Here is a 26557-nt window from a genome sequence, read left to right as displayed (position 1 = left end):
ATACAATTCTAATATACGAGTATAAATAACTTCCGGCAGGATTACATAAATGTACAGGACCCTGGCAAGATTACTCCCACCAGGGTCCTGTACATTTATGTTCTACTCGCAGATTCAAGGGATACGACATTTACTTCAACACAATTGCATTCACTGCTTCCGTCAAATCTACGACCAGATCTCGTTTTACTAGTGATATGGATTTCCCGTCAATTGTCACAAGACAATTCGTTCCATCATATCGATATATTTTAACTTCTTTTTCCGGATATTTGTCATCTTTATAATGTAACGTAAAGCTGATTTCTTCTTTTTCAGAAGGTTCTTCACTTGTAAAGTCACTTGCTTTCAGCGCTTTAAGTGCATCTGTAAAGTCTGTTCCTTCAATTTCTTCTCCGTCATAAGTACTGACAACGTCGCCCTTCTTCTCAGACAGATCAATGGTGTAATCTTTATCTTCCAGCGTCACTTTTACACTGTCCACATCCGAAAGATCCGCTGTTACAACTGATTTATGTCTCAGCGAATCATAAGAACCATCTGTCACATTCTTATATTCGTCTTCTGTAATCTCGTAGATAATCTTGGAATCTCCGATTCTGACATAGGCTTTGTCGTCCTGTTTTGCGCTGACATGAAGTATAAATGTTTTCTCACTGCTGCCTGCTTCTGAATCTTTACTGTCACCGGAATCCTCAGAAGAATCCTCGGACTTCGGTGTATATTTTACCTCCAGATTATACTGTGGCTCATCAAGTCCATATTTTGCAACTTCTTCATCTGTCGTATTATAAGTCACATACGTTCCAAGATTCAGTGCATTTACATTGTTCAGATAGGTCTTCACAAGATTCGTATCCAGCGGCTGTTCTTCTTTATCTTTGTTCACAAAATAAATGTCGTCCTCATTGTCAGAAAGACCATCATTTTCTTTGTATTTTGCATCCAAAGAAGTAGATCCGGAAACTTTAATTTCTGAAATCTTCTCCACCTGATTAAAGTTTGGAATCTCATCATTTTTCACAAGCGCATCAATTGTCACATCAAAACTGTCCATCGGATCATTTTTCACAAGGTACACATTTCCATCTCCGATTGAAACATAACGCTGTGAATCCATGGTACTATAATCACCCAGTGAGATTTCATAAGTCTCATCGTCCGTCTCCAATGTGATTGTACATTCCGGATCATCCAGACCGTACTGTCCATAATCGTCCACATCTTCAATCTCAAATGCCACACCAAATTCTTTGAATAGTTTTAATCTCTCGGCAATCTTATCCTGATCTACTGGGAAGTTTGCATCATCGGTGTAAGTCCATGTACCATCCTTTTTTTCAAAGGCAAGGCTTCCCAAACTGCTCTTCCAGGAGATTTTATTCACAGAATCACTGTCCACTTCCAAAACCGTTTTGTCACTGTTTTTAATATTTTCTTTCTTTTTTTCTGTCTTGCTCAAAGCAAATGTGGCAATACATATCACCACTAAAACTCCAATCAGGATATATAATTTTTTAGTTCGCTTCATTTGCCCGTCTCCTCTTCACAACAATCGCAATACCAACAGCCAGATAAACAATCGGGAATACTCCAATCATGACAAGCTTCAGAATTGATGAAGTAGAATCACTGATCGTCAGGTAATTATATTGTAAGGATTTGCTTCTGATTGAAACTGCGTCACGCTGTCCTACCAGTGAGGATATAGAATTCATGACCAGATCCAGGTTTGCTCCGGAAGAATAACTGTTGTAAGTATCATCGACCAGATAAGAAGATGCATACCAGATCATCTGTCCATCATTTTCATCCTGTGTAATATCTACTCCTAACGCAAATGGTCCATCTGTATCCCCGTCTTCTTTATCATAAGTTGTCAAATTGTATCCTGCCGCCTTTGAATATGCCTCGTCTGATGTTGTGAGAAGTGACGTCACATTTACATCTTTATCCGTATTTCCAACCTCCAGTCCTCTTGCGATCGGTACAATTGCATAATAACTCTCATCCAGAAGCGGATCTGTAATGTTGCTGCTCTCAATGGTCGGCATCAGGATATACGGTGCCTGAAAAGCATAGTGATCATGGTCTGTATCAACAACAACTCCGTTATCAGATTTCACACCATAATCCGATAAAAGTCTATAAAGGTTCGGAAGATTTCCACTCTCCACCGGTCCTGCCATAACAAGCAGCTTACCTCCGTTGTTAAAATAATCTTCCAGCATATTTTTTTCTTCCTCGGAAATATCACTGGACGGCGCATTTATTAACACAAAATCTGCATCGTCCGGAACTTCATTGGTTGTCAGAAGCGAAAATTCCTCAGTCTCAATATTTTCTTTTGTAAGCTGATTACTAAATGTTGTGGAAAGTTCTGCTTCGCCGTGTCCATTCAATATATACATCTTTGGCTGTTCGCTGTTCACTACATAATCAATCGCAGAAGTGATTGCTCCTTCTCCGTCAAATGAAGTCGTTCCGCTGTAGCCTGAATATGCGCTTCCACTGGTTACGTAGATGTCACTATATGCGATATAACGATTGCGATCCCCACACTCTACGATCAGACTGTTGTTGGCAACCTCATCACTTGTATATTTCTGGGTAAATGTCGGATAAATATCCGGATTCTTCTTTTTTATTTTAATATGATCAGATAATGTATCATATTTGTCCAAAAGCTTTTCAATGACATCGTCTTCTTTACCATTCTGTACGACCCAGTAAATTGTCACATCCTCTTCCAATGTATTTACAACAACTTTTGTGTTGCTTGTGATAGAATAAAGTTTCGTGGAACTGATATCATACTGGGTTACAGAAGACGGCAGTGCCTGGGCAAATATATTTACCACGATCAGAATTGCAAGCACAATTGTTGTCAATACAATAGAATAAGTACCGCCTTTTAAAGCTGTTTTGTTCTTCATTAGTTGTACCTCCTTTTCTCAAGTGACTGAACACAGAGGAACAAGAAGAATACAATGACAGACAGATAAAATACAATAGCTGTCATATCAAACACTCCATTTACAAATGAATAAAACCGTTCAAACAAGGACAACGTCTTCATAATATTCGGAAGCAGTCCTTCGAACACACTTTTCTTTGCAAAATAAATCACAGCAACTGCAATCAATAAAACTGCAGCAACACCTGCCGCAACCGCATCATTTTTCGTCAGAATCTTAATAATCAGGCCGACAATCAAAATCAATACAACAAGTGCGATAATGGAACCTATCACACTGCTGGAAATGTAATCTGCCAAACTGACACTGTAATAATTGAACAATACAACTGCCACACAGATACCTGCTGCCATTCCAAGATTCTCTGTCAACGAAGAAATAAACATTCCTATCGCAATAAGTGCTGCACCCATAATGAAAAATGCGATCAAGCTTCCATACGATGTCAAAAGATAGACATCTCCAAACTTTGCAAAGATTAGTGGATAAAAAGCAACAATTACTAGTGGAATTAAAAATACAACTAAAAGCGCAAGATATTTTCCAAGGATAATATCTGTCGTTGTAATCGGCAGCGAATAAAGAAGTTGGTCTGTTCTCTGTTTTCGCTCTTCTGCCAGAACTCTCATAGTCAGGATCGGCACTAATCCGACAAATATAAGGCTGATAAATCCAAGCACATATTCAAAGTTTGCAACTGCCTGCTGGATATTGTAGAGCATAGATCCGATTCCTACGAATACAAGAAGAAATGCTCCGAATACATAGGCCGTCAGAGAATGAAAATAACCGGACAGCTCATGTTTTAATACTGCTTTCATTCTGTTTTCTCCTCCTCTTCCTGTTTCTTTTTATTCCTGTATTCTTCCTCGTCAGTCTCGTCTTTCTCAAGACCACCAATTTCTTCCAGACCACTGATTTCCATATCCCGAAGATCTGCTTTCACCTGTTCACTATCTTTTTCAGGAACATCTGCCGGGTCAGCAGCTTCTGTCAGCTCCAGGAAGATATCTTCCAAATTTGCTTTCTTGGAGGTCAGCTCGTAAAGCGCTTTTTCTCTCTTTGCAAATTCCATAGAAAGCTTACGGCTGATTCCACGGATATCATCAGAATCTGTCTTCATTGTCACACTTAAAAGGCCGTCTTGCGTCTCACGGTAAGACACCTCTGTAATTTCACCAAGTAAAGACTTCACTTCCTCTACTTCTTTCTGCGTTGCCTCTGTTGTAAACAAGATTTCGTTAGAACCTGCCAGTGACTTCTCCAAATGTTCCGGTTCATCAAATGCAATTAATTTCCCACCAGAAATAATCAACACTTTTTCACAGATTGCCTGCACCTCTGATAAAATATGGGAACTTAAAATAACTGTATGATTTTTTCCCAACTGCTTGATCAGATCACGGATCTCAATAATCTGAATCGGATCCAATCCTACGGTAGGCTCATCTAAAATAATAACTTTCGGATTTCCAAGAAGTGCCTGGGCAATCCCAACTCTCTGTCTGTACCCCTTCGACAACTTGGAAATCAGACGTTTTCTCACATTCTGGATTCTCGTTTGGGAAATGACACCCTCGATCTGACGATCCATTTCTTTTCCTTTTAATCCTTTCGCTTCTGCAACAAACTTAAGATATTCCTCTGGTGTCTCATTCGTATAAAGCGGTGGAATCTCCGGTAAATAGCCGATTGCTCTCTTGGCTTCTTTCGGCTCTTCAAAAATATCATGACCATCAATCGTGACCTGACCGGATGTCGCTGACAGACAGCCGGTAATGATATTCATAGTTGTAGACTTTCCGGCACCATTAGGTCCCAGAAAACCATAGACATGACCCTCATCAATCTCAAAGGACAAATCGTCTACTGCGGTAAATTCACCGTAACATTTTGTTAAATGTTTTACTGAAATCATCACAAACCTCCTACATTTTCTTCCAAGTCTTATTAAAGAAAATGAATCTAAACTCAAATTAAACTTTTGCATGTCCAAAAGTGAAAAGTTTGTGAAAATAGATTTTTAAATGAATTTTTGTGTTAAACTCTCTCATAGAATGAAAGAGGAGACAACAGCACTGAAAAATTTACATCAGTTGAATTGGAGGCTTTTCTATGCTACAAATTTTGATTATTGATGATGACAAAAATATACGACGCTATTTAAAAACAATTCTTCTGGCCGCCGGGTACACTCCAATCTGCACAGAAACAGCCGATGAGGCACTACATATCATGGAGACAAACAATATTGCACTCATCATTCTTGACATTATGCTCCCCGGAACAGACGGGTTTACATTCACAAAGCTTCTGCGCGATTGTAAAAATGATATCCCTATCTTGATGCATACTGCAAAGCAGCTTCCGGATGACATAAAAACAGGATTTCTTGCCGGCGCTGACGATTATATGACGAAACCGGCTGATAAGGATGTCCTTCTTCTTAGAATCAAAGCGCTTCTGCGACGGGCAAAAATCACTGCGGAACACCAGCTTCGCATTGGACATACTATACTAAATTATGATGCCCTGACCGTCACTACAGATAAGGATACCCAACTGCTTCCTCAGAAAGAGTTTCTTCTATTATATAAGCTGCTTTCTTACCCAAACCAGATATTCACCCGCATGCAGCTTATGGACGATATCTGGGGACCGGATTCTGATTCCGGCGATGCGACTGTCAGCGTACACATCAACCGTCTCCGGAACCGGTTCCAGAATTGTCATGATTTTTCCATCACAACAATCCGGGGGCTTGGATATAAAGCACAGGTGCAAGAGGCACTCATGTAAATGAAATATATGGAGATTTAAATAATGATGAAATACTTTACACATACAAATGCAGGCAAATTAAAACTAAATTTTCGGGCAAAAATGAACCTTCTTACAACCGGTTTAATCTTTGTCCTACTGTTATTATCCACATTTCTCGGAAACGGAGTTATGATCCTGCTCATCCATCATGGCTTCGTCAATGCCGGACCACCGTCCTCACAGATTCCGCTTCTGATCCAGACCGGGATCATCAGTATTATCATTGGCACCTTGATCACACTTCTGATCAGCCACCTACCGCTCAAACCTCTCCATACATTGGTTGAGGCTATTCATCAAGTATCCACAGGAAATTATGATGTTAAAATCCACTTGGAACACCCAGCAGAATTCCGAGAAGTATCTGATTGTTTTAATCACATGACCGAAGAATTGTCCTGTACAGAAATGTTACGCTCAGATTTTATCAACAACTTCTCTCACGAATTCAAGACCCCGATTGTCTCCGTTCTTGGATTCGCGAAATTATTAAAATCCGACCAACTCACAAAAGATCAACGCGAAGAATATCTGGACATTATTATAGAAGAGTCCAGGCGCTTATCAGAACTTTCCACGACCATACTTGACCTTTCCAGAATTGAAAGTCTCTCTTCCCTTTCCGGACAGACAACATTTTCCTTAAGCGAACAAATCCGGGAAGCAATTCTGTTATTGGAATATAAGTGGTCCAAAAAACATCTGAAGCTGGATCTTAATCTGGAAGAGTTGGACATCCTCGCTGATGAAGCACTGCTAAAACAGGTATGGATCAATCTTCTGGACAATGGAATTAAATTTTCCCCAGAGTTTGGAAAATTATCTGTCTCTCTTCACACAAAAGATGGAACCTGCATCGTCAAAGTTCAGGATCACGGTCCCGGCATGGATCAGGCAACCTCTGATCTAATCTTTACAAAGTTCTATCAGGGCGATACTTCACGCCAGTCGGAAGGCAATGGTCTGGGACTTGCACTTGTAAAGAAAATCATAGAGCTACATCGCGGTACAGTCACCGTGGAAAGCAATACAGGAAAAGGCAGCACCTTCATTGTGGTGCTGCCTTTATAGCTTTTCTGTTCCCAAAATCTTTACTACCTTTTATCGGATATGCAAAACTCCTGAATGAGCCCCCGCAATCCAATTCTCCAAAGTATTCCTTGAAACAATCCCTTCTGTATTCTTTTTATATTTTGCCATCCCATATAATGAAACAAAAATCATGATTGCAAATAAAAATCTTGCACTTCCAAACATCTCTCCTTGCACCTCAAAGTACAAATATGCGGATACAAAAAATATGAAAATCACACCAAAAAATATTAATTTATAATTTCTATACCAATTTGTGTTTTTCATAAGTTTACACCTCCCTCTTTCTTTTTCTAACTATAGTATATAGTATTCCTTTTTGTTTGTAAAATTAAACTTTGGAACTATTTTCCATTCCATTTTGGAATATATGTATGATATAATCTTATTAAGGAGGTTTTTATGAACAATAAAGACTATTTAATTGTTGCTACACTCGGAGAAACGCGAAATATTACCCGTACAGCCGAACGACTTTTCATGACACAATCTGCCATTTCCAAACGTATTAAATTAATAGAGCAGGAATTTAGCTGTGATTTGCTTGTACGCTCCCGGCATGGTATCTTTTTTACAAAGGCAGGGGAACATATCTTAGACTTTTGTCGCAACACACTTGAAGAACTAGATGCACTAAAGCAACAAGTGAATTTTGAACATAATGAAATATCCGGTACCCTTCGCGTCGGTTACTCAATCAGCTACGGAACTTACTTTCTTGCCAGTCAGCTTGCTTCTTACCATGAAGCATACCCTAAAGTAAATCTCCAAGTCAGTACCGACCAAAGTAGTCAGCTCTATACCCAAATGATTCAAGGATCTCTAGACCTTGCCATTATCCGAGGAGAATACAGTTGGGATGGACCAAAATATATACTTGCCAAAGAACAAGTCTATGCTGTTTGGAATCATTCAATGGATTCTAAATCTTTATCGGAATGTTTATACATAAGTCGAAAAACGGACCCATACCTCACCAATCAAATGATTAAATGGCTTCGTGAAAAAGAACTTTTTTCAAATTCTTCTCAAATATGTGTAGATAATATTACCACTTGCAGACAGTTAGTAGATTCTGGCATTGACTGGGCAATATTACCAGAAATTGCTCTTGAACATTTTGACGGAACAAAAATGAAATTACTCTTTAATGATGGGACACCCTTTACCCGTTGCACCTATATTCTGGTTCAAAATGGAGCCATAGCCCTTCCTCAGATTAAATATTTTATTAATCTGATATTGTCTCTTACTGATACAAAAAAGGAACCGAGTTAGTTTTCGGTTCCTTTTGCTAATTCATTCATCCAGTTTATCATTTTTTCTTTATCATACGGCAGTTTACCTATGACTGTATATTTATTCAATACAGTTGTATCCGCAAATATGCAGTCTGACATTTTCAGATTCTCCAGTATTTTTTTCGCTTCCATCATACGACTTCGTAAATCTAAAGGTACAAACAGACCTTGATTATATTGCTTATACAAATCTGTATCGTTCCAGATTTTTAATCCAATCATCCATATTCTTTCAGGTTGTATGACATTCAAAAATTTTGCAGTATCTTCCGCATGTTCTTCTGACATTTTTTTACCACCAAGTCCCGGAATTACCGTAACTGAATATGTAATTCCTGCCCTTTGTAATCGTTCGCAAGCTTCTATACCCTGTTCTGGTGTTACACCTTTATTCATTTGTTTCAACACTTTTGCATTTCCAGACTCTATTCCAATATGCAAATGACAAATTCCTTTTTTTCGTAGTACAAGAAGCTCTCTCTCATCCTTTCTTAAAACATCATCAACCCTTGCATACATACTGATTTCATGAATCCATGGCATATAACGCTCTACATATCCAGTAATTGCCAATATTTTCCCCGTATCCATTACAAATGGATTTTCTCCCAGCAAAAAAATACGTCTTTTTGCTTTTGCATATGGTACGAGCATTTTTGCTTTTTTCTCTATTTCTTCAAGAGGAAATATATAAAAATCATCCTTTGTAAAATCACAAAATGCACATTTATGCCAACTACATCCTAGCTCTGTTTCTAATAATGCACTGTCCTTTTCCCAAAATGGACGATACACTTCTTTTTCTGTATATAATTCCACTATATATTTCCTCTTTTCTAATTTTGAAGTATCTGTTTTGCTATTGAATTAAATCCAGCAACTCCTTCCCACAATACATCTTCATCTACATTGAAGCGTGAAGAATGATGTGGATAGTCTGTTCCTTTTTCTGTATTAGAAGAACTCAGATATAAAAAAGCCCCCGGAACTATATTTAAATAATTTGCAAAATCTTCACCTGCCATACATGGTGACTCCATATGCCGCTCCACATATTGAATTCCGAGAGTCCCTTCTATGGCATCTGCTGCCAAATCTGCCATATATCTGTCATTTACGACCGGTGGTGCTCCCCATATAATTTGGAATTCGCATTCACCGCCAAAAGTCATAGCTGTCATATTTGCAATCTCTTCAATTCTTTTTGCCAAATATTGCCGTACACTTTCATCCACCGCACGAGTTGTTCCTTCCAGTATCACTGAATCCGGTATAACATTATACTGATTGCCACCTATAATCTTACCAATTGAAATCACACTGGCAATTGTTCCCATAAGTTCTCTTGTCTGAATAGCCTGTAGTGCTAATACAAGATGCGAAGCTATCTGAACCGGGTCAATCCCCTTTTCCGGATTTGATCCATGACAAGATTCTCCCTTTATTTTAATAATAAAATGATCATAGGAGGCCATACAACAGCCTGAAGATATGATAAACTTTCCACAAGGAATTTCTTTTCCAAATAAAGTACCTATATGCAGTCCAAAAATCGCGTCGACATTTTCAACATATCCATCCTCAATAGCAATTTCTGCTCCTCTGGCTGTTTCTTCACCAGGCTGAAAAATTAATCTTACCACTCCATGCATAGAATCTTTCCACGTAAGGAGCATTCTTGCTGTCCCAAGCATAATTGCCATATGCGCATCATGCCCACAGGCATGCATATATCCCGGATATAGAGATTTATAATCAATATCTAATTCCTCTTCCAACTGCAAAGCATCCATGTCTGTGCGAAACGCAATTGTTTTTCCGTGATATGCACCCTCTATGGTTGCCATAATTCCACTGCCTCTTTCTGAACAGACATATGGTATGTTCAACGCATCTAATTCCTTTTTTATAAATTTTTCTGTCTCAGGAAGTTCCAGCCCTATTTCTGGAATCTTGTGCAAATCCCTTCTAATCCGCAACACATATGCTTGAATTCCACCATATTGCTGTAACATATCCGACTCCCCTTTATTCACAAATTAAAGCATGTTGTCCTTCTTCCGGCTTTTCTGTTAGCATTTCCAATGCTTCTTCCACCATTTCTTTTCTATATTCAACTTCTTGCTCATGTGGAAGTGACGGATTACCAAATACATGAAGCACACTATTTCCTCGTAAAATTCGATGAGCACCGATTCCCTCAGAAATTTTGGTAAGATTTGTTACATGGATAATTGGGATTCCAGCTCTTTCAATTTCTTTTGTCATCACTGCACCGCAGCGAGAGCTGGTACCTCAAGTAGATGTCAGAATTGCAGCATCCACTCCATTTTCTTTCATGTCTTTTGCAATTCCTTCTCCAAATTTCTTTCCCATTTCCATCGGAGTCATAACTCCTGCTGTAGAATAAAACTTCTGATATACCTCTCCGATTTTACCTTCTTTCTTCAACTTCATAAGTGCATCCACCGGAACAAGACGGTTCGGATCAGCCAGTACAAATGCATTATTGTATCCCTGATGACTGACCTCATAATCTTTTGCATTCAGTGCATCCACTCCATGAGTGTCATATATCTTATAATATTTTGAATTTGTCGGAACCTGGTTATCCGGATTTCCCTTTGGCACAAGCCCTCCGTCAGTGACTACTGCTATTTTTATCTCATCTAATGGCTTATCCAGAACCGGAAGTGGTATATCTTCATGGTTCGGCATGATGACTTCTGTATAGAAGTTCTCGTGATGATACTTTTTAAGCAACATAGCTAACGCTCGCTTTGGTGCCGGAATTGTATAGTCGATTTCAATTTCCGGACCTGATCCATGATATCCTTCCTTCTTACCATCTCCAATAAAATCACCTTCTACAAGGCGTTTAGCAAAAACTGCAACCTGTTTTACAACCTGTCGCATCTTTGCAGCATTGTTTTCTGTCTGAAGAATATAGCACTGATCCTTGTAGAGATCTGTACCAGGATTTTCCGCATACAATGCAGTAACTGCTGGGATTTTCAATGTTCTTGTCACCGCAGAAGTCGCAGCACCACAACCGATTCCATATCTTCCTGCATTAAATCCAGGCCCTGCCACAAAAAGCTGTCCTTTATATTTTTTCACAGTGTCTATCAACTGCCTACACACTTCGTCTGTATTCTCTGCTATATAATTATCTCCACAAATAAATGTAGCTACAATTTCATAATTTTCTCCTAAATTTTTGGCAAGAGCAAGTCCTGGTCCTACTGGTTCTTCTTTTATAACAATCCCCATACTAGCAGTGTCTTCTCCGCCATATCCACCATAAAACTGATTAATATAATGTACGACTCTGATTTTTTCTGTCATGATCTACGCCTCCTTTTCCGGTACTTCCGGCAAATCTGAATCTGTAGTTACATAACAGTCACCCAGTTGTGACCAAATTCCCTGATAAGCAAAATTCGTAGTATGTGTAAACGGCCCTCTCACATCTATTCCCATCAAACTTGGCACATTGGTTCCTTCTCCAATCACCCGATCTACTCTCGGATGATGAAGGTCGTAATTTCGTCCACTGTTTATAACGGCATCAATCTTTGGATCTGATATGACAAGCATATCACCAGGTTTATCATTAGATACAGCAGACAAATTCATAACACATGTCATTCCCATTTTTTCTGCCCAGTTAAATGCAAGTGCGCTGTCCAGCTGACAATGTCCCATACCTGATTTATTTACAATAACGCAATCTGCTTTTAAAGTTTCTTTACACAAGGTAGCTGCCATCATACTCATTGCATCTTTTCCATCAATTTTCATAACATTGTTGTCCATAACAAAACCGACAAACTCAATGTCTTTTCCATGACGTTTCATCAATTCTTTGATATAGACTTCATTTTGAAGATAATAGTTCGGCTCCCAATATCTCCATACCATAGCTCCATCGAGCACTTCTGTTGGTTGAAGAATTGTTGGGAGAAATCCTAACGCGCTCTGCCCATATACAAGGAAATTCCAAGTATCATGAGAAGCCATATGCGTAACCAGATATGCTACCTTCGGAAGTGGTTTACCATCCGCTCCAAGACCTACCGGTCCCAGTTCATAAACCTCTGATTCATCCGGTTTCATAGCAATTGCCAGTTTTGCTAGATAAACGTTAATGCTTAACGATGCATATTTTAAAGCCTCTGCATAACTTGCATCACTGACACCTTCTGCCGGAGTCGCATCTAAAATAATATGGTAATGTCTGGAAAAGTTAGAGTATTTTGCACATTCTCCTCCCATATCCAAATAATATTTGATGTTGCATTTTGCATAATAAATATCCGATACAACCACTCCTTTTAATGCAACGGTACGGCCTTCTCCCATAGGTGCAAGTTTTCCCCAAATTCCAGGATAAGATGTTTCTGGTGCATCTGCTTTACAACGCGGCTGCATTACGTCATGAATTCCCAGGATTCTGCAACTTTCTCCTGGTACAGCCAGCTTAATATCCAGACTTCCGAACAATTCACTTTTTGCCTGATTTATAAGCTCTTCTTTGTTGACTGTCAATACACCTTCTGACAGTTCTGTTTTCTTTCCAAATTGAACCTTTTTGACACGAATGTAATCAATTTGTAACCTTTTACTCATGGCATTTTCTCCTTTCTCACATTGAGACGCTGCATTCTTCCATGCAGTGATACTTAGCCAAACTCTACTGTTGTATATATTTTATCTTTCTTTTTTTTCATTCTCAATTTACAGAAAAGTATTGTGTCTAATTCTATTACAAATATCATATATGTACCATTTTTTAGTAAAAAAAGAACCTCTCATTACAGATTTTCTTTTTCTGTAATAAAAGATTCTTTTCTTATTTTCTTATATTCCTTCTTATTCGATGACCTGCTGTAACTGATTTAACGTTTCCATGACTAATCGTCTGCGCTGTTCTTTTTCCTGTTCCAAGGGCAATTGCGGATTTCCAAAGGGATAACAAACATTATTACCTTTTACTATCCTCACACTACCAGAGTCAATAGCTATGCGCGTCAGATTTGTAACCTGTACAACCGGAATTCCGATATTTTCAATTTCTTTTCCAATATAGGTTCCACATCGAGTACTTGTTCCACACGCTGATGTAATAATCACAGCATCCACTTCATATTGTCTGATTGAAGATGCAATTCGTTTCCCGAGACGAATACTTTCTTCTGTCGATGTCATCACTCCTGCTGTTGTTAGAAAGATATCACATAATTTTCCAATAATTCCTTCTTTCTCCAACTCTCTCATAATATCTACCGGCAACAAACGATTCGGATCTGCATTCACATACTGATTATCATAACCCTGATGGCTGACTTCATATTTGTCTGGCTTCAATGCCTCACAGCCCTGAATACTGTACGCCAGACATATTTTTGCGTTTGTTGAAGGAAGTTCTTCAGGATTTCCTTTCGGTACCAGCCCTCCATCTGTCATCAAAAGAATCTTTGCTTCATTAAGCTTTTTATGAAGATTCGGTATCTTCGGTTTTTCGGGCGACACCATGATAACCTCACTTTGAAAATGTTCTCCCCGATGCTTTTTTAACAACATCTCAAGGCATCTTTTTGGCGCTGCTTCCTTATAATTAATAAATGGAACTATGTTATCTTGATTTTTTTCTCCAGTCAGCCCGTCAGGAATTGAATAAATATACTCTGAACGTTCTAACATACTTTCAAACACTTCTTTCTGCCAATCATATTCGCTTTTTCCATATGCTCTCCCAGCATTCGCTCTTCTGTTAAATGTGCATAACCCGAAGCTTCAAATTCCAATACTGCATGTACTTGTTCAAAATAACTCATATAATTATCTCGCATTCCATCCTTGACCCAGTCCGAAATAATTCCAACTAAAGAATGCGCTTTCATTTTCGCCATGAGCTGCAACTCTGACTCTGTTAATTTAAATCCTGATTCGGAATAGCGCATATCAATATTAATTTTCCACATTTCATAATAAAGATCATTCAGATATTCATATAATGAATTCTGACCCACATACTGAAAACATGCAAGATAGAATTTTCGATTTGCATATAAACACTTACATACATTTAAAAAGCTATCTGTCAGTTTAGATGGATCATTAAACGAATTTACATTTTGAAGCATATCCGTATAAAAAACCCAGTTAATTAATTCGTATTTATCTTGAAAATGATAATAAAATGTGTTCCTGCTTATATTACAATAATCTGTAATATGCTTGACAGAGATTTTAGATAATGGTTGTTTCTCCAATAACTTCTTTAATGCGGTCGCCAACGCTTCTTTCGTTATCTGATTATTAGCCATACATTACACTCCTTTGAGATATTTACTCTCTTATAAGCTTTAAATTGTATGTTTTTTCTCTCTAACAATATTCTATTATAGATTATTCAACTAATCAACCTCAATCATTAATTATTTTTTGTACATTTTAGCGTTTTTGTCTAATTTTTCATCCCATACAATTTATTAGTTCAATATTTTCAGCAAAAAACAACACACTTTTTTTTATTGTTCATATTTAAAACAGACAACGGCTTTGTAAAATGAAATCCCCAACTTTTTTTGTTATTCTAAAACCATGAAATGTGCCATTTTCTACTGTTATAAACAAGCAAATTTCGCATTTTAGGAGGGATTTTTTATGTATGCACTTATTGCTGCTATTCCTATTTTATTGACCGTCATACTAATGGTTGGCTTTAACTGGCCGGCAAAACGGGCCTTGCCCGCATCTTGGCTTGTTGCCTGTTTTGTTGCCGGATTTATCTGGAAAATGGGAATACTCGAAATTGGTGCTCAGACTCTTGCGGGTTTTCTGAGTGCTTTTGAAACACTTTCAATTATTTTTGGCGCAATCTTACTTATGAATGTTTTGAAACAATCTGGCGCAATGGCTTCTATTAATAATATCTTTTCAAATATTACAAAAGATGCCAGGATTCAAGCAATCCTTGTAGGATATGTATTTGCCGGATTTATCGAAGGCGCTGCCGGATTTGGAACACCTGCTGCACTTTCTGCTCCAATCTTAATCTCACTTGGATTCCCACCGTTGGCAGCAGCTGCTGTATGTTTAATTTACAACTCTACACCTGTTTGCCCGGGGCCTGTCGGTGTTCCAACACTGACAGCTTCCAGTGTTGTATCCTCTTCCGTAACAGCTCTTGGCGGTGATCCGGATAAGTTTACCGCTATGCTGACCAAATGGACCTGTATTCCACATATGGTTGGTGGTCTGTTCATTATTTTTATCGGACTTTGTGTCCTTTGTAAAGTCTTCGGAAAAAACCACAGTTTTAAAGATGCATTAAAAGCACTTCCATTCTGCATCCTTACAGGTGTTGTTGTCGGAGTTCTCTATCTTACAATGGCAGTTTTTGTAGGTCCAGAATTAACTTCTATGGTTGCTTTTCTTGCAGCATTGCCAATCTTAATCCTCGCTGCCAAAAAAGGATTTTTAATGCCAAAAGAAGTTATGACTTTTGATGGAGTGGAAAAATGGGGCGACCAAAGCTGGCTTTCAACGCAAACCGTCAGCCAGCCACAAGATAAAGGTATGTCGCCTGTTAAAGCATGGATGCCATACGTAATCATCAGTATTATCCTTGTTTTAACACGTGTTGGCTTTTTCAAAATAAAACCGATTCTCACAGATGAACCATTTATTCTGCACATTGATCATATTCTTGGATTTGACACGATCAACTGGGATTTTAAATTCTTATGGAATCCTGGTATTATGCCATTTACATTAATTGCTCTTATTACCATTCTGCTTCACAAAATGAGTAAACATGAAGCCAAGGTAGCAATCAAAGATTCTTTTTGTCAGATATCCGGTGCTGCTATTGCATTACTTTTCGGTGTTGCCATGGTTAATCTTTATCGCTACACAAGTAATGCTAACATAGGTGCAAAAGTTGCTTCCACAGTAATTGATACTTTTGATTATACAAACAGTAGTATGTTATATGTCATGGCAGATGCGCTAGCAAATATTTTTCATGGTGCATACTTTATTATCGCTCCATTTATCGGTGTACTCGGCGCCTTTATGTCAGGATCATGTACCGTATCCAACACCTTATTTTCTTCCCTGCAATTTGAAACAGCTTCTCTGCTAGGCATGTCCCAGGTATTGATTGTAGCCCTTCAAAACTGTGGTGGTGCAATTGGAAATATGGTATGTGTAAACAATATCGTATCTGTATGTGCTACAACTGGAACCAGCGGTAATGAAGGTAAATTAATCAAGACCAACATTATTCCTTGCATCATATACTGTGTAATTGTTGCTACCGTTGTCGGAATCTTCATGGCATCAGGAATTAACCCAATGCCTGAATTATTAAAGTAAGAGAATCAAAGTCATCTGTCCAAACATTACAGTCGTTTTAAACATATACTTTCTTATTATCATATTATCAGAGGGTGTCGCAAAATCATCAAATCAGAGGATTGAGCGATACCCTTGCTCTCTGTATAAAAATCCGAAAGCTTTCATACCCCCGAACAAGTTATTACATTTGAATAACAAAAGTACAGATCCTTTTCTGTTTAAGGTATAACAAAGACTGTGCCTCGGCACATTCTAGCGTCTGCGGCGTTACTGAGCGCCAGTGACGCTCGTCTAGCAACGACCGAAGTGAAACTGAGACGCTTGCGACATCATCATTGTACGCCGTAGTGCGCATCCTGCCGGAGGCTTTTTTATGGGCGTGTGAAAAAACGAGAGTTTTTTCATGCGTCCTTTTGCTTATGGTTATAATAATAGTTATATTACATAAAAAATGGTATAATTCCCCTTACCCCATAAGAATGCTATTATGAACTCCTATGCGGCAGCTGCAACTTTTTCTGTTTATTGTGATATTTATAAAGATTGTGTCCGATAGAAACGAGAAATACTTCAAGCAATACAGATTTTATTCCTCTTCGGACAATTCTTTTGTACCACCGGTCGTTTTTCATGATACCAAAGGTACCTTCTGCCTGAATGGATCTGTTCATCCTTAGAAGCGCTCCCTGGATACTTTCGAGATTTTCTATCACTTCCTGATGCATCGCTGTAAGTTCGCGGTTGATCCGAACAGTACGGTTTTTGTCTGTCTTTTTACATTGTTTTGCGTATGGACAGCCGGAGCAGTCTTCACACTGATACACTTCTTCCTGACGCCCATACTTGTTCCCTTTTACGTTTTTTCGATACTGAAGATAAAAGTTTTTCCCGTTTGGGCAACGCATGTTTCCGTCTTCCCCGATTGGAAAATTTACTGCACGAAATGGCTCTTCATGATACTTCTTGTCCGTAGTCTCTTTCTTGAACATGGGAAACTTCATATATTTTTCCATTCCTTGCTGCTCACAGAAGATGTAATTGTTGTAAGAACCATATCCGGCATCTGCTACTGGGTACTTCGAATAGAAGCCATATGTAGTATAAAACTTGTTCATTAATGGAATAAAACAATCCATATCTGAGAGATACTGATTTACATCAACAACAGCAATGTATTCATCTGCAACACCGACCTATACATTATAAGCTGGAATCAACTGGTCATTTCCCATGTAGTCTGTCTTGATTCGCATAAAAGTGGCTGAATGATCTGTTTTCGAGTAGTTGTTGCGATCTTCTCCACAGATTTTGATTTTTTCCACGTATTCTTCCAACTTAGCAGCATACTCTTTGAGTTTCTCATAATGACGTTGTTGTGTAGTTTTGCGATGTCCCCTGCCATGAACAAACATTGCTTCATTAATCTGCCAGACTTCTGCATACTGTTCAGCAGCTTCCTTCAGATACTCTGGTGCGTACTCACTATTGATACAAAGTTTCATACCTGTACATGAAAGTTCCTCATTGATTTCCTCAAAGAGTGTAGTGATCTTACCAAAGAGACGGTATCTGGATTTTTCGGTTGCTTTTTTCCATACCCAGAAGTATTTATTCGCATTTGCTTCAAACTTGGATCCATCAATGTATAGATGTTGAAGATCCACATGCTCTGTCTCGAAGATTTTTTTGTTTATATCTTGAAATATTTCTTCAATGGAATCAGCAAGTACTTCGTTGATGAAGTAGCCGAAGGTACGGTAAGAAGGTGCTTGATGATCCATAAGATACATGAAGCGGAGATTGATTTTACACTGATCCTCCAGTTCACGCAATGATATATAGCCATTCGCCATAAATCCAAACAAAACTGTTTTCAGCATGCTGATCGGATCATATCTGAGTCTTCCTGTATAATGTTGAGGAATATTTTTCAAATATTTCTCCAGTTCGATTTCTCCCATAAATCTGTCAAAAGTCAGCACTGGATCACAGATGTCCAAATAATCTTGAATTAGCATTGGCAAAACTGCCTGTTTTGGGTTAGAATAGATTATGTTATTAATTTTCATTGCAAGTTAATTATAACAGAAAGAAAGACCTTGAGTTCATTATAAACTCTTGGTCTTTCTTTTTTTGGGGACTATTCTTTTTTCACAGCCCCATAAAAACGGAGCTGCTGCTCCAGTAGATTATCTATCTACTTTTGCAACAGCCCCATTCATTAAACAGGATTCTAAAAACTATCTATATTGTGAGCTCTTCTGCATCATCAATATCTGCATCACATTCATCAACCATATAATCTACAGCTTCCTGTGCAGCATCCATATGTTCTGCATCTCCCATGACTGTCAATTCATTTCTTTTAATGTTCAGCACTTTTCCGCTTTTCTGGATATGCTGATAGGTCTTAGAGATCTCTTCTGCCTCCAAAGAAGTCGGACAGAAAATTCCAACTTTATTTTTTTCTGCATAATCCTTTAACGCTTCCAACTGCTCATATCCTTCTTTTACTTTTCCACCTGTCACATAAATAATCCCAGGTCTTGGATTAATTTTTACAGTTGCCATAGTCGGCGGGGATGGAATAAACACCTGTTTTGTATCACTCTCTGGGTCAATAAAGTATCCAAGTCCTTCATATTCTTTAAATTCTACCATAATAATCACCTTTTCATCTGATTATTTCAATCAGTTCTTTTCATTAAATTCTTCGACTGTCCATGGACGTCTTAAATCGTTTTCAAACATATCCTTGAATTCCTTTTCATTCACTGCATTAAACAGCTGTGCATACTCTGCTGTTGGATCGTCTTTATCCAATACATTTGCTGCTGTTGACAATGAACAATGCTGACTTCCGCCCCAGTTATGAAGTTCAACATAAACACCTGCAGCTGCAAGTTTACTTGCATAATCATAAGCCTGATCCACACCATTATCATTAGCCATAGCATGAATGAATGTTGGTGGTAATCCTACACATTCTTCTACCGTAGCACGTCCTGGGAATGCTTCTGCCGGAACATCAACCATATTGTTCATTTTTCCTAAGTATTGACGTGCAGATTGTGCAGCATCAGAGCCACCCCAAAATGCAGAATTTATACTTAATGAGCGATATTGTGGCAACGGACGATCATCAATAATCGGCACCCATACCAGACAACCGCGTGGTGTGATTCCACGTTTTTTCAGTCTGTGACACAGAGCCAATGACAAATGTCCACCAGAACTATTACCATGAATAATAATCTTATTAGCACTAATATTCAGTTCTTTTGCATGCTCTGTAAGGAAATTATATGCAGCTTCACAATCATTCATCGGTTGTGGATACTGAGCGCCCATACAAAGTGTGCGGTAATTAAAGGTTGCTACCGGAACTCCATACTTATCTGCCCAATCTTCAATTGCAGCTGTAAAGCGGAAACATGTTGTAAGTCCTCCGCCTGGAATTATAAGAATGCATGGACTATTTCTCTTATAACGCCATTTCCCTTCTCTTGGATTTGCAACAAGAACTTTTACTTTTGGAGCATCTGGTTCATCAATACAACCTTTTGCTTCATATTCTGTTACACGGCTCCAATCATAATCTGGCAGGTAATCTTTAAATCCATCTTCCGCATGTGCTGCAAATTCCTGTCGTTCTTCAAATGACAGATCATCATTTAAAAGTACTTCTGCATATCCAACAGAATTTCCCATCAGTGCATATGCCTGCTCCAGTTCTGGATGTGCCCATTTAACATCATCACGAATTCTAAATTTTTCAAGTCCCATTTTTTTACCTCCCTGGTTTCTTAATCCCTATTCATAACACATGATATTTTTTCCTTCGGAATTAATTTTCAAAAAAAGTTACTGCAATAACTTTTCTTTCTAATTTAATGTTACCACTTCATTCTATATCTTTCACTCTTCATAAATTCAGAATGTTCAGAATTTGTACACTTCTCTATACTGCACAAAAAGCCCTAATGTTGCAGCATTAGGGCTTTTTAATTAATCTTGAAAGAGAAAAAACATGTGTTACAAATATTTATATTATTAAGTTACAATATTTACCTATAATGAAAATTTTTCGACTGTATCCAACTCCGCATCATACTCATCCAATACATAATCAACTAACTCTTCTGCCTGCTTTGTATGATCATCGTCTGATTTTACTGAAATTTCTTCTGGAACAATATTCAATTTTTTAAAATTACCAACAGCATACTGATATGTTTTTGCCAATTCTTCCACATCCGTTGCCTTTGGGCACAGAAATACGACTTTATTATCTGCACAATATTTCTTTAATTCTTCAAGTTTTTCATAAGATTCGTTAATTGCTCCACCCGTTACATAAATTACTGCTGGTCTTGGATTTGCTTTTACCGTTTGTTTTCCAACCAAAATTACAGTAATTTCTTTTGTATCACTTTCCGGATCTACTGCATAACCCAACTCATCATATTCATAAAAATCTACATTCATACCTGTACCTCTTTTCATTTTTTATGAAATGCCATTACTCACCAAATTTTTCTTTAAACGCAGCTTTATAATCTTCCACAACCCATGGTCTTCTTAAATCATATTTAAAACAGTCTTCTATATTGCTATCAAACATTTGTGCAATACGAATAGAGTAATCATTTGGTTCACCACAATTCTTAATGACTGACCATACTCCATTGTTATGATGAGCTCCTCCAAACACATGATATTCAGCAAATGAATGTGCTTTCAAAAGCTTCGTGTAAAATTCAATATTTCCAAAAATATCCGGATCCATTTCACTTTGATACATAAATGTTGGCGGGAATCCAATACAATCCTCTACTGTTGCATGATTAGCAAGTGCCTCTGGTCCTACCCTGTTAGAATCAAAGTTTCTACCTAACCATTGATATAATCCATCATGCTGTTCAACAGAATCCCATACACCACTATAGAAAGAAGATCCATCTTTCTCTCTATCGTCTGTCTGTGCACTAACCGTTACAATTCCTCTTGGACTATATCCATATCTCTTCAGACGGAATGCTAATGCCAATGCAAGGTGTCCGCCTGTACTTGATCCACTCAATACAACTTTGTTTGGATGAATACCAAGCATATCCGCATTTTCATTCATCCATTTATATGCTGCATGTAGGTCATTGATTGCAGCCGGATACTTTGCCTCCCATGAAAGTCGATAAATCGGAACAATACCAATGCATTTATGTTCCTCACAAAGTCGCTCAATCGGATATGCATTAGGATTCAGTGAAACGAGTGCTCCTCCAACCACATAGTAAAGCACACGATTCTTACGTGGTTTTATATTTTTAGGTTTCACTACCCACACTTCCACTGGTGTGTCAGGCTCTTCTTCACACCCTGGCACTTCGTATTTTTCGATATCGCAGGTATGTTCTGTACTCCACCACTGATCATAATATGCCTGTTGTCTCTTTTTTCCCAACTTAAGTTTTTCTTCATCCGAAACTTCTGGGTTGTACAAAGTTGCCGTCTCAATATTTAAAGCCGGATCTATGTACCAGAAATCTGCTCCATCCGGGTGTCCCCATTTCGAATCTGTAATGTCAGTAATCCTGTTACTTTCCGCAATAAGTTGAGATCCTTTGTCATTCAATTTTTCAAAATTTCTCTGTGACATGCCATTTCCTCCTTACATAACATATTATCTTTTTTCAAGGTCTCTGATTCCTTGTCTTACTGTATGTATATTATAGTTTTATAGAAATATGAAATCATTGTTTTTTAAAACAAAAAAAGAAGAAGATTTTTGTATTTTCTGACAAATTAATTCTCCTTCTTTAATATTCTATATTTTCTGTTATTTATTTTCTAAACTTTGCATTCATTTTGTTGTAAATGCTGATATGCAATAATTGCTAATTGTAATCGAAATCTGGCATTTGATTCTCTTGAATTATATCCAAGAATCTCATCCACTTTTTTCAATCGATATTTTACTGTATTAACATGAATAAACAAACGTTCTGCTGTTGCTTTTAAATCCTCTCCATAAGTATAATAAACAGCAAGTAGTTGCAATAGATCCTGATGTTCAAACAACGGGTCTAACACTTGGTCTACCAACTGCTCTAATTCTTCCTCTGATCTCTTTAATATAAATATGTGTGCATACCAGTCATCATAAAATTGAATCTGGTTTTTTAGTTCATATACTACATTTTCTGTCTGTATTGCATCTAAATAACTCTTTCTAAAATCATCCAGATTTTTCACCAAAGAGCCTACTACCGCACTCCAAATTCTTCCTGAAATGACCTTTTTTATCTCTTCAAAAACATTTTTTAATTCTTCATGAACCACACTTCTTCGAATATTATTTGGAAAGGGAACAAATGAAATCACAGTCTCTCCATCTAAAAAAGAAAGTACGTTTTCGTTTTTCTGTGTCACATAATTTGAAACAATTCCTTCTGCCTGTTTCAAATTCATTTCTACTCCTATTGAATGTTCGTCCCGTTTCTTTTCGAGCCTCAAAATCATACATATGTACTTGTTTTGCGAATGATAGCCAAACCGTTCGCCCACAATATTTCTATCACAAACTTCATTTCCTGAATAACAAATTTCCCGTAACCAATTTTCTACATATCTTTCATTTTCAAAATTTGTAGCAAGAACAACCGACAATTGTTTCGTAAAACTTAACATATTCGTATATACCGGCATATGTATGACAGGAATTCTTTGATTATCATAACACTTCAACTGTTTTCCATATAAGCACCCATCCTCAAATGGTTTATCGTCAAATACCAAGATTCCTGAAGCATTACATTCTTGTAATGCTTTATACACATTTTTAAACTCCTGTTCTTCTAATTCTCCGGTATATACAAGAAGAAGACCTGGTATAATCCAATTATCAAATCTGAGAGCAATATCTGGCGAACACCAAGTAACATCTGAATCTAAATTTGCATTTCCATGTTCTACAACTGCATTTTTCATAAGTGGAGTTTGTAATAATTCAAATAAAGTCATTATCATCTCTCCTCCAATCTTTCACTCTTAAACAATCTTATAATAACATAATGAAAAATAATTTGCAAAAGACAAGAAAAAAGTCTTAAACTTTGCAAAAAAAGTTTAAGACTTTTCAAATAAATGCCGCAGACCGGAATCGAACCGTTTTTCTTAATCTCAAATACTGATAGAAAGGGGCTTTGAAGACTTCATCACGGTTGCGGTGTTCAAAAAGTGTTCAAACGTTTGTCGCATACAAACTAAAAAGTTGTTACTTTCTGCATAGTGTATTTCCTAAAATGATAATTACTACGACATCAACCAAAATAATCCCCAATGCAATATATACAAAAAATGCAGGCAAAATATTTTCAAGCAAGCCCATTGTCAATGCAAGAATTGCTATAATAGACATTCCAATTCCCATTGTTCTGCATAACTTCTTTTCATCATATTTTTCCTTTTCTTCTTTTGAAGCCGTATTATATCCGGAAATAAACCAACTCCCGTGTCCAGAAAGTAAAATAATAGAAAATACAGCAAATATCACAAAGACAATCCACACTATCCAATCAGAACCTGTTGCTAAATCTACTAATTTCATTTATAAGCACCTCCTTAAATTCCGTTTTTCTTAATTCGATAAACTGAAATTTATAACAGTCCTTCTGCTTTTACCCGAATTGCATAAAACTCTTGGAATGTATCTGGTTCGTCCATTATTGTTTCTTTCATAATTTTTAATCTCCGTTTACCAACTCGTCTATCCAATACAGCAAATATTTTTACGATTAAATTTTCACTTTTAAGGCTTGTTTCAATATCTTGATTATCAAACTCTGCAAATGCATTATAAAAACAGCGTTGGTCAAAAATTCCCAATTTTATAGCTACATCGTCCATATACGCATTTTCTACTTTTATGCGTTTCTCATATTTTTCGTCTTGGGGAAACATGCCTGCTTTCGACCAATTGTTCCAATAGCATCCTTTGATGATTTCTTTTCCATCATATCTTATTGCCGCCCGTCCCTCATGGTCGGGACTCTTACTATATGATGTTACATAATACTGAATATGACCTTGCAGACTTTGAGCCAGATATTCCGTTTCCAACTTTTTTCTTATACCACTCCATGTTGCCATTCATTATTCTCCCCAAATACCGATTTGTCTGTTTCATGTTATACACAGTATAATTCCATTTTATAAAATATTCAATTAAAAAGGTATGCGAATATTTTTATTTCCGCATACCCATTATCACTTTATTCTTTTACATATCGAATTAACTCACCAATTTCACATTCAAAATAGTTACATAGTTTACAGATTAAATTTGCATCCAGTCTTTGAAATTCATTTCTGCAATATCTATTGAAATTTGACCTCGGTATGTCAAGTTCCTTACAAATCATATTCTTACTGATACCTTTTTCTTGTAACAGTTCTTCTATTCTTAATTCTAAATGTCCATAATTCATGTTCCGCACCTCTACATAAAGTATATTTATTAAATCTTTATGTAGTAATTCACTATATAGTGAGGTACTATATAGTCAGTCCCTTGTTAATAACACAAAAGAGGTATGTACATGAAAAAGAAAATCATAGCAACAATCACAATGCTCTGTTTACTGACCGTTCTCTATAATTATCTCAGACTGCCGGACTATCATATTACTAACAGCATATCCTTCAGCAGTGCAGATACCAGAGATACTGAATTGACTGTAATTGTTTACAAATGTTGGGAAATTGATGGATTAATCAAAGACATTGAAAACGAACATAACAAAATCAATGGTACGCCTACCACCTTGGAAATCAAGCTCTATTATCCAACTTATTACTTGCACAATAATAGCAAGCCATTCCGAACTACAACCATTGAATATAATAAAAAAGAATAGCACTCTATTACTGCTTTTGAAGTAGTATCGGCTATTCCCTCTCCTTATATTCTTTTGTTCGTATTTTCGCAAACTAACGTTCCGCAAGGATGCCCAGTACGACGGTTCCTAACAGGGCGGCGGGTCGACTGGGCAAGTGGACGGCTGAGAAGCATTTTCTACTCAACGACATATTTAACGTTTGATTCTCTCCGTCCCTCATATTTCTCCTGTGCCAACAGTTTATCAAGAAATTCTGACACTTCTTCCATGTCTTCACTGTCTATCAAATCCAGTTTTAACAATACATCAAGGTCTGTCTGATTCTTCGGTTGTATTGAGATCGGCTGAGATGTATCCACAACCACTTTCAACTGTTTTGTCTTATTTGCTGTTTCAATATCCGTAGTTAATCCCATAACGTGGCTTTTACTCACGCCGAATATCTGTGATAATTTTTCCCATATAGATTCATCTCTCGGCGTTCCGTTTCCATTTTCATAGTTCGTAAGCATACTTTGTGAAATGCCTAATTCTTTTGCAAGTTCCGCAACGGTTATATTCTTTTCTTTCCGCAATTCTTTTATTTTATTCATAGCGAACCTCCTTTACAAGCACATTATATTTCATCAAATTTTCCCTGTCAATCTTTTTATCGGATATTCAGATATTTTCTATTGACATTCTGCATTTCTTGTTTTATCATAAGATTATCTTAATATCTGATAATCAGATATCTATAAGGAGGTGAAACGATGATTAGAGGAAATGACTTTATTTTAAATCCAGACAAACTGCAAGAGGAATTTCAGTTAGTAGAAGTTTCTGACTGGGTAGACTTTTCTACAAAAGAAAAATTAGGATTCTACTATACAGTTCTTCTTCCAAAATTAAAGTTTGAAAAAGTCAAAGTAGGCATTAAAGCTAACACTGCGATTGTTACCAACGAAGAACTTGAACAAAAAGGGCAGATTCCAGTCTCATTTGATGGATTACATACTTGGGCTAGTCTCTATAATGGACGTCTTTCTGTCAAAGCAGAAGCTTCCAATATCAGAAAAGTGGGAATGAAATAATTTCCCTACTATGTCAGCCA

Annotated in this window: 26 protein-coding genes and 1 pseudogene; 6 read left to right on the top strand and 21 right to left on the bottom strand. The window is 37.3% G+C overall.

Translation table 11 applies throughout. The features are described 5' to 3' along the window. Positions 1–130 precede the first annotated feature (130 nt). From NQ560_RS03920 to NQ560_RS03905, 4 genes are read right to left on the bottom strand one after another with little or no spacing between them, the layout of a single operon-like run. Positions 131–1531, bottom strand: a complete 1401-nt coding sequence (locus NQ560_RS03920) for a DUF4340 domain-containing protein (protein WP_005331027.1) — start codon at positions 1529–1531, stop codon at positions 131–133. Beyond that, positions 1518–2936: a GldG family protein gene (locus NQ560_RS03915; RefSeq protein WP_005331026.1), complete on the bottom strand. Its 1419-nt coding sequence runs from the start codon at positions 2934–2936 to the stop codon at positions 1518–1520. Before NQ560_RS03915 ends, NQ560_RS03920 begins: the two co-directional genes overlap by 14 nt. Continuing rightward, a complete protein-coding gene (locus tag NQ560_RS03910; RefSeq protein WP_005331025.1) occupies positions 2936–3799 on the bottom strand; it encodes an ABC transporter permease in 864 nt (287 codons plus the stop codon). The genes NQ560_RS03915 and NQ560_RS03910 overlap by 1 nt, the downstream gene beginning before the upstream one ends. Then, positions 3796–4896: an ABC transporter ATP-binding protein gene (locus tag NQ560_RS03905; RefSeq protein ID WP_005331024.1), complete on the bottom strand. Its 1101-nt coding sequence runs from the start codon at positions 4894–4896 to the stop codon at positions 3796–3798. The genes NQ560_RS03910 and NQ560_RS03905 overlap by 4 nt, the downstream gene beginning before the upstream one ends. Before the next feature lie 197 nt (positions 4897–5093). On the opposite strand from NQ560_RS03905, the gene NQ560_RS03900 reads away from it, so the two are divergent. Beyond that, entirely contained in the window at positions 5094–5777 is a 684-nt protein-coding gene (locus NQ560_RS03900; protein WP_005331023.1) for a response regulator transcription factor, read from the top strand. A gap of 24 nt (positions 5778–5801) precedes the next feature. Further along, positions 5802–6872: a HAMP domain-containing sensor histidine kinase gene (locus tag NQ560_RS03895; RefSeq protein ID WP_005331022.1), complete on the top strand. Its 1071-nt coding sequence runs from the start codon at positions 5802–5804 to the stop codon at positions 6870–6872. A 30-nt stretch (positions 6873–6902) separates the two neighbouring features. Here the strand turns inward: NQ560_RS03895 and NQ560_RS03890 are convergent, their stop codons facing one another. After that, the gene (locus tag NQ560_RS03890) at positions 6903–7160 is read right to left on the bottom strand and encodes a hypothetical protein (protein ID WP_005331021.1); all 258 of its coding nucleotides are present in this window, start codon (positions 7158–7160) and stop codon (positions 6903–6905) included. A gap of 135 nt (positions 7161–7295) precedes the next feature. On the opposite strand from NQ560_RS03890, the gene NQ560_RS03885 reads away from it, so the two are divergent. Continuing rightward, on the top strand, positions 7296–8171 hold the full coding sequence (locus NQ560_RS03885; RefSeq protein WP_005331020.1) for a LysR family transcriptional regulator: 876 nt from the start codon (positions 7296–7298) through the stop codon (positions 8169–8171). Here NQ560_RS03885 and NQ560_RS03880 read toward each other — a convergent pair. The 6 genes from NQ560_RS03880 to NQ560_RS03855 form a co-directional block, all read right to left on the bottom strand. Beyond that, positions 8168–9013: a radical SAM protein gene (locus NQ560_RS03880; protein ID WP_005331019.1), complete on the bottom strand. Its 846-nt coding sequence runs from the start codon at positions 9011–9013 to the stop codon at positions 8168–8170. The genes NQ560_RS03885 and NQ560_RS03880 overlap by 4 nt on opposite strands. A 17-nt stretch (positions 9014–9030) precedes the next feature. Beyond that, positions 9031–10209, bottom strand: coding sequence for a M20 metallopeptidase family protein (locus NQ560_RS03875; RefSeq protein WP_040015284.1), 1179 nt, complete (start codon positions 10207–10209; stop codon positions 9031–9033). Positions 10210–10222: 13 nt separating this feature from the next. Beyond that, positions 10223–11542 (bottom strand): glycine/betaine/sarcosine/D-proline family reductase selenoprotein B, encoded by a 1320-nt coding sequence (locus NQ560_RS03870; protein WP_227086894.1) that lies wholly within the window; start codon positions 11540–11542, stop codon positions 10223–10225. A 3-nt stretch (positions 11543–11545) separates the two neighbouring features. Then, positions 11546–12826, bottom strand: a complete 1281-nt coding sequence (gene farE / locus NQ560_RS03865) for a fluoroacetate reductase subunit FarE (RefSeq protein ID WP_005331015.1) — start codon at positions 12824–12826, stop codon at positions 11546–11548. A 243-nt stretch (positions 12827–13069) separates the two neighbouring features. Then, entirely contained in the window at positions 13070–13900 is an 831-nt protein-coding gene (locus NQ560_RS03860) for a glycine/betaine/sarcosine/D-proline family reductase selenoprotein B (RefSeq protein WP_005331013.1), read from the bottom strand. Then, a complete protein-coding gene (locus tag NQ560_RS03855; RefSeq protein ID WP_005331012.1) occupies positions 13894–14526 on the bottom strand; it encodes a TetR/AcrR family transcriptional regulator C-terminal domain-containing protein in 633 nt (210 codons plus the stop codon). The genes NQ560_RS03860 and NQ560_RS03855 overlap by 7 nt, the downstream gene beginning before the upstream one ends. Positions 14527–14866: 340 nt before the next feature. Here NQ560_RS03855 and NQ560_RS03850 point away from each other — a divergent pair, with 340 nt between their 5' ends. After that, positions 14867–16582, top strand: a complete 1716-nt coding sequence (locus tag NQ560_RS03850) for an L-lactate permease (RefSeq protein ID WP_005331011.1) — start codon at positions 14867–14869, stop codon at positions 16580–16582. A 467-nt stretch (positions 16583–17049) separates the two neighbouring features. Here the strand turns inward: NQ560_RS03850 and NQ560_RS15845 are convergent. From NQ560_RS15845 to NQ560_RS03805, 9 genes and pseudogenes are all read right to left on the bottom strand, one after another. Then, positions 17050–18633, bottom strand: a pseudogene (locus NQ560_RS15845) (transposase). Positions 18634–18808: 175 nt separating this feature from the next. Then, entirely contained in the window at positions 18809–19225 is a 417-nt protein-coding gene (locus NQ560_RS03840) for a hypothetical protein (protein WP_005331006.1), read from the bottom strand. Between the two features lie 30 nt (positions 19226–19255). Next, positions 19256–20350 (bottom strand): alpha/beta hydrolase, encoded by a 1095-nt coding sequence (locus NQ560_RS03835; protein ID WP_005331004.1) that lies wholly within the window; start codon positions 20348–20350, stop codon positions 19256–19258. A 285-nt stretch (positions 20351–20635) separates the two neighbouring features. Further along, positions 20636–21052, bottom strand: coding sequence for a hypothetical protein (locus NQ560_RS03830; RefSeq protein WP_105309474.1), 417 nt, complete (start codon positions 21050–21052; stop codon positions 20636–20638). Positions 21053–21086: 34 nt separating this feature from the next. Next, complete coding sequence (locus tag NQ560_RS03825) at positions 21087–22223, bottom strand: alpha/beta hydrolase (RefSeq protein WP_005330999.1); 1137 nt, start codon at positions 22221–22223, stop codon at positions 21087–21089. 191 nt (positions 22224–22414) lie between these two features. After that, positions 22415–23587 (bottom strand): helix-turn-helix domain-containing protein, encoded by a 1173-nt coding sequence (locus NQ560_RS03820; protein ID WP_040015283.1) that lies wholly within the window; start codon positions 23585–23587, stop codon positions 22415–22417. 253 nt (positions 23588–23840) lie between these two features. Beyond that, positions 23841–24173: a DUF3784 domain-containing protein gene (locus NQ560_RS03815; protein ID WP_005330997.1), complete on the bottom strand. Its 333-nt coding sequence runs from the start codon at positions 24171–24173 to the stop codon at positions 23841–23843. 50 nt (positions 24174–24223) lie between these two features. Further along, positions 24224–24715 (bottom strand): SF0329 family protein, encoded by a 492-nt coding sequence (locus tag NQ560_RS03810; protein ID WP_005330996.1) that lies wholly within the window; start codon positions 24713–24715, stop codon positions 24224–24226. A gap of 122 nt (positions 24716–24837) precedes the next feature. Beyond that, positions 24838–25053, bottom strand: a complete 216-nt coding sequence (locus NQ560_RS03805; RefSeq protein ID WP_004845965.1) for a helix-turn-helix domain-containing protein — start codon at positions 25051–25053, stop codon at positions 24838–24840. Positions 25054–25164: 111 nt separating this feature from the next. Between NQ560_RS03805 and NQ560_RS03800 the strand changes: the two genes are divergently transcribed. Beyond that, positions 25165–25482 carry a hypothetical protein gene (locus tag NQ560_RS03800; protein WP_040015282.1) on the top strand — a complete coding sequence of 106 codons (318 nt, stop codon included), beginning with the start codon at positions 25165–25167 and terminating at the stop codon, positions 25480–25482. Between the two features lie 158 nt (positions 25483–25640). On the opposite strand, the gene NQ560_RS03795 is transcribed toward NQ560_RS03800, so the two are convergent. After that, positions 25641–26057, bottom strand: coding sequence for a helix-turn-helix domain-containing protein (locus NQ560_RS03795; protein WP_005330994.1), 417 nt, complete (start codon positions 26055–26057; stop codon positions 25641–25643). A gap of 159 nt (positions 26058–26216) precedes the next feature. Here NQ560_RS03795 and NQ560_RS03790 point away from each other — a divergent pair, with 159 nt between their 5' ends. Further along, on the top strand, positions 26217–26537 hold the full coding sequence (locus tag NQ560_RS03790) for a hypothetical protein (RefSeq protein WP_005330993.1): 321 nt from the start codon (positions 26217–26219) through the stop codon (positions 26535–26537). Positions 26538–26557: the final 20 nt, after the last annotated feature.

Origin of the sequence: Dorea formicigenerans (genome assembly GCF_025150245.1) — a bacterium.
Classification (GTDB): Bacteria; Bacillota; Clostridia; order Lachnospirales; family Lachnospiraceae; genus Dorea; species Dorea formicigenerans.
Note: the sequence above shows the minus strand (reverse complement) of the source record. Positions and strands in the feature narration are given on the sequence as shown.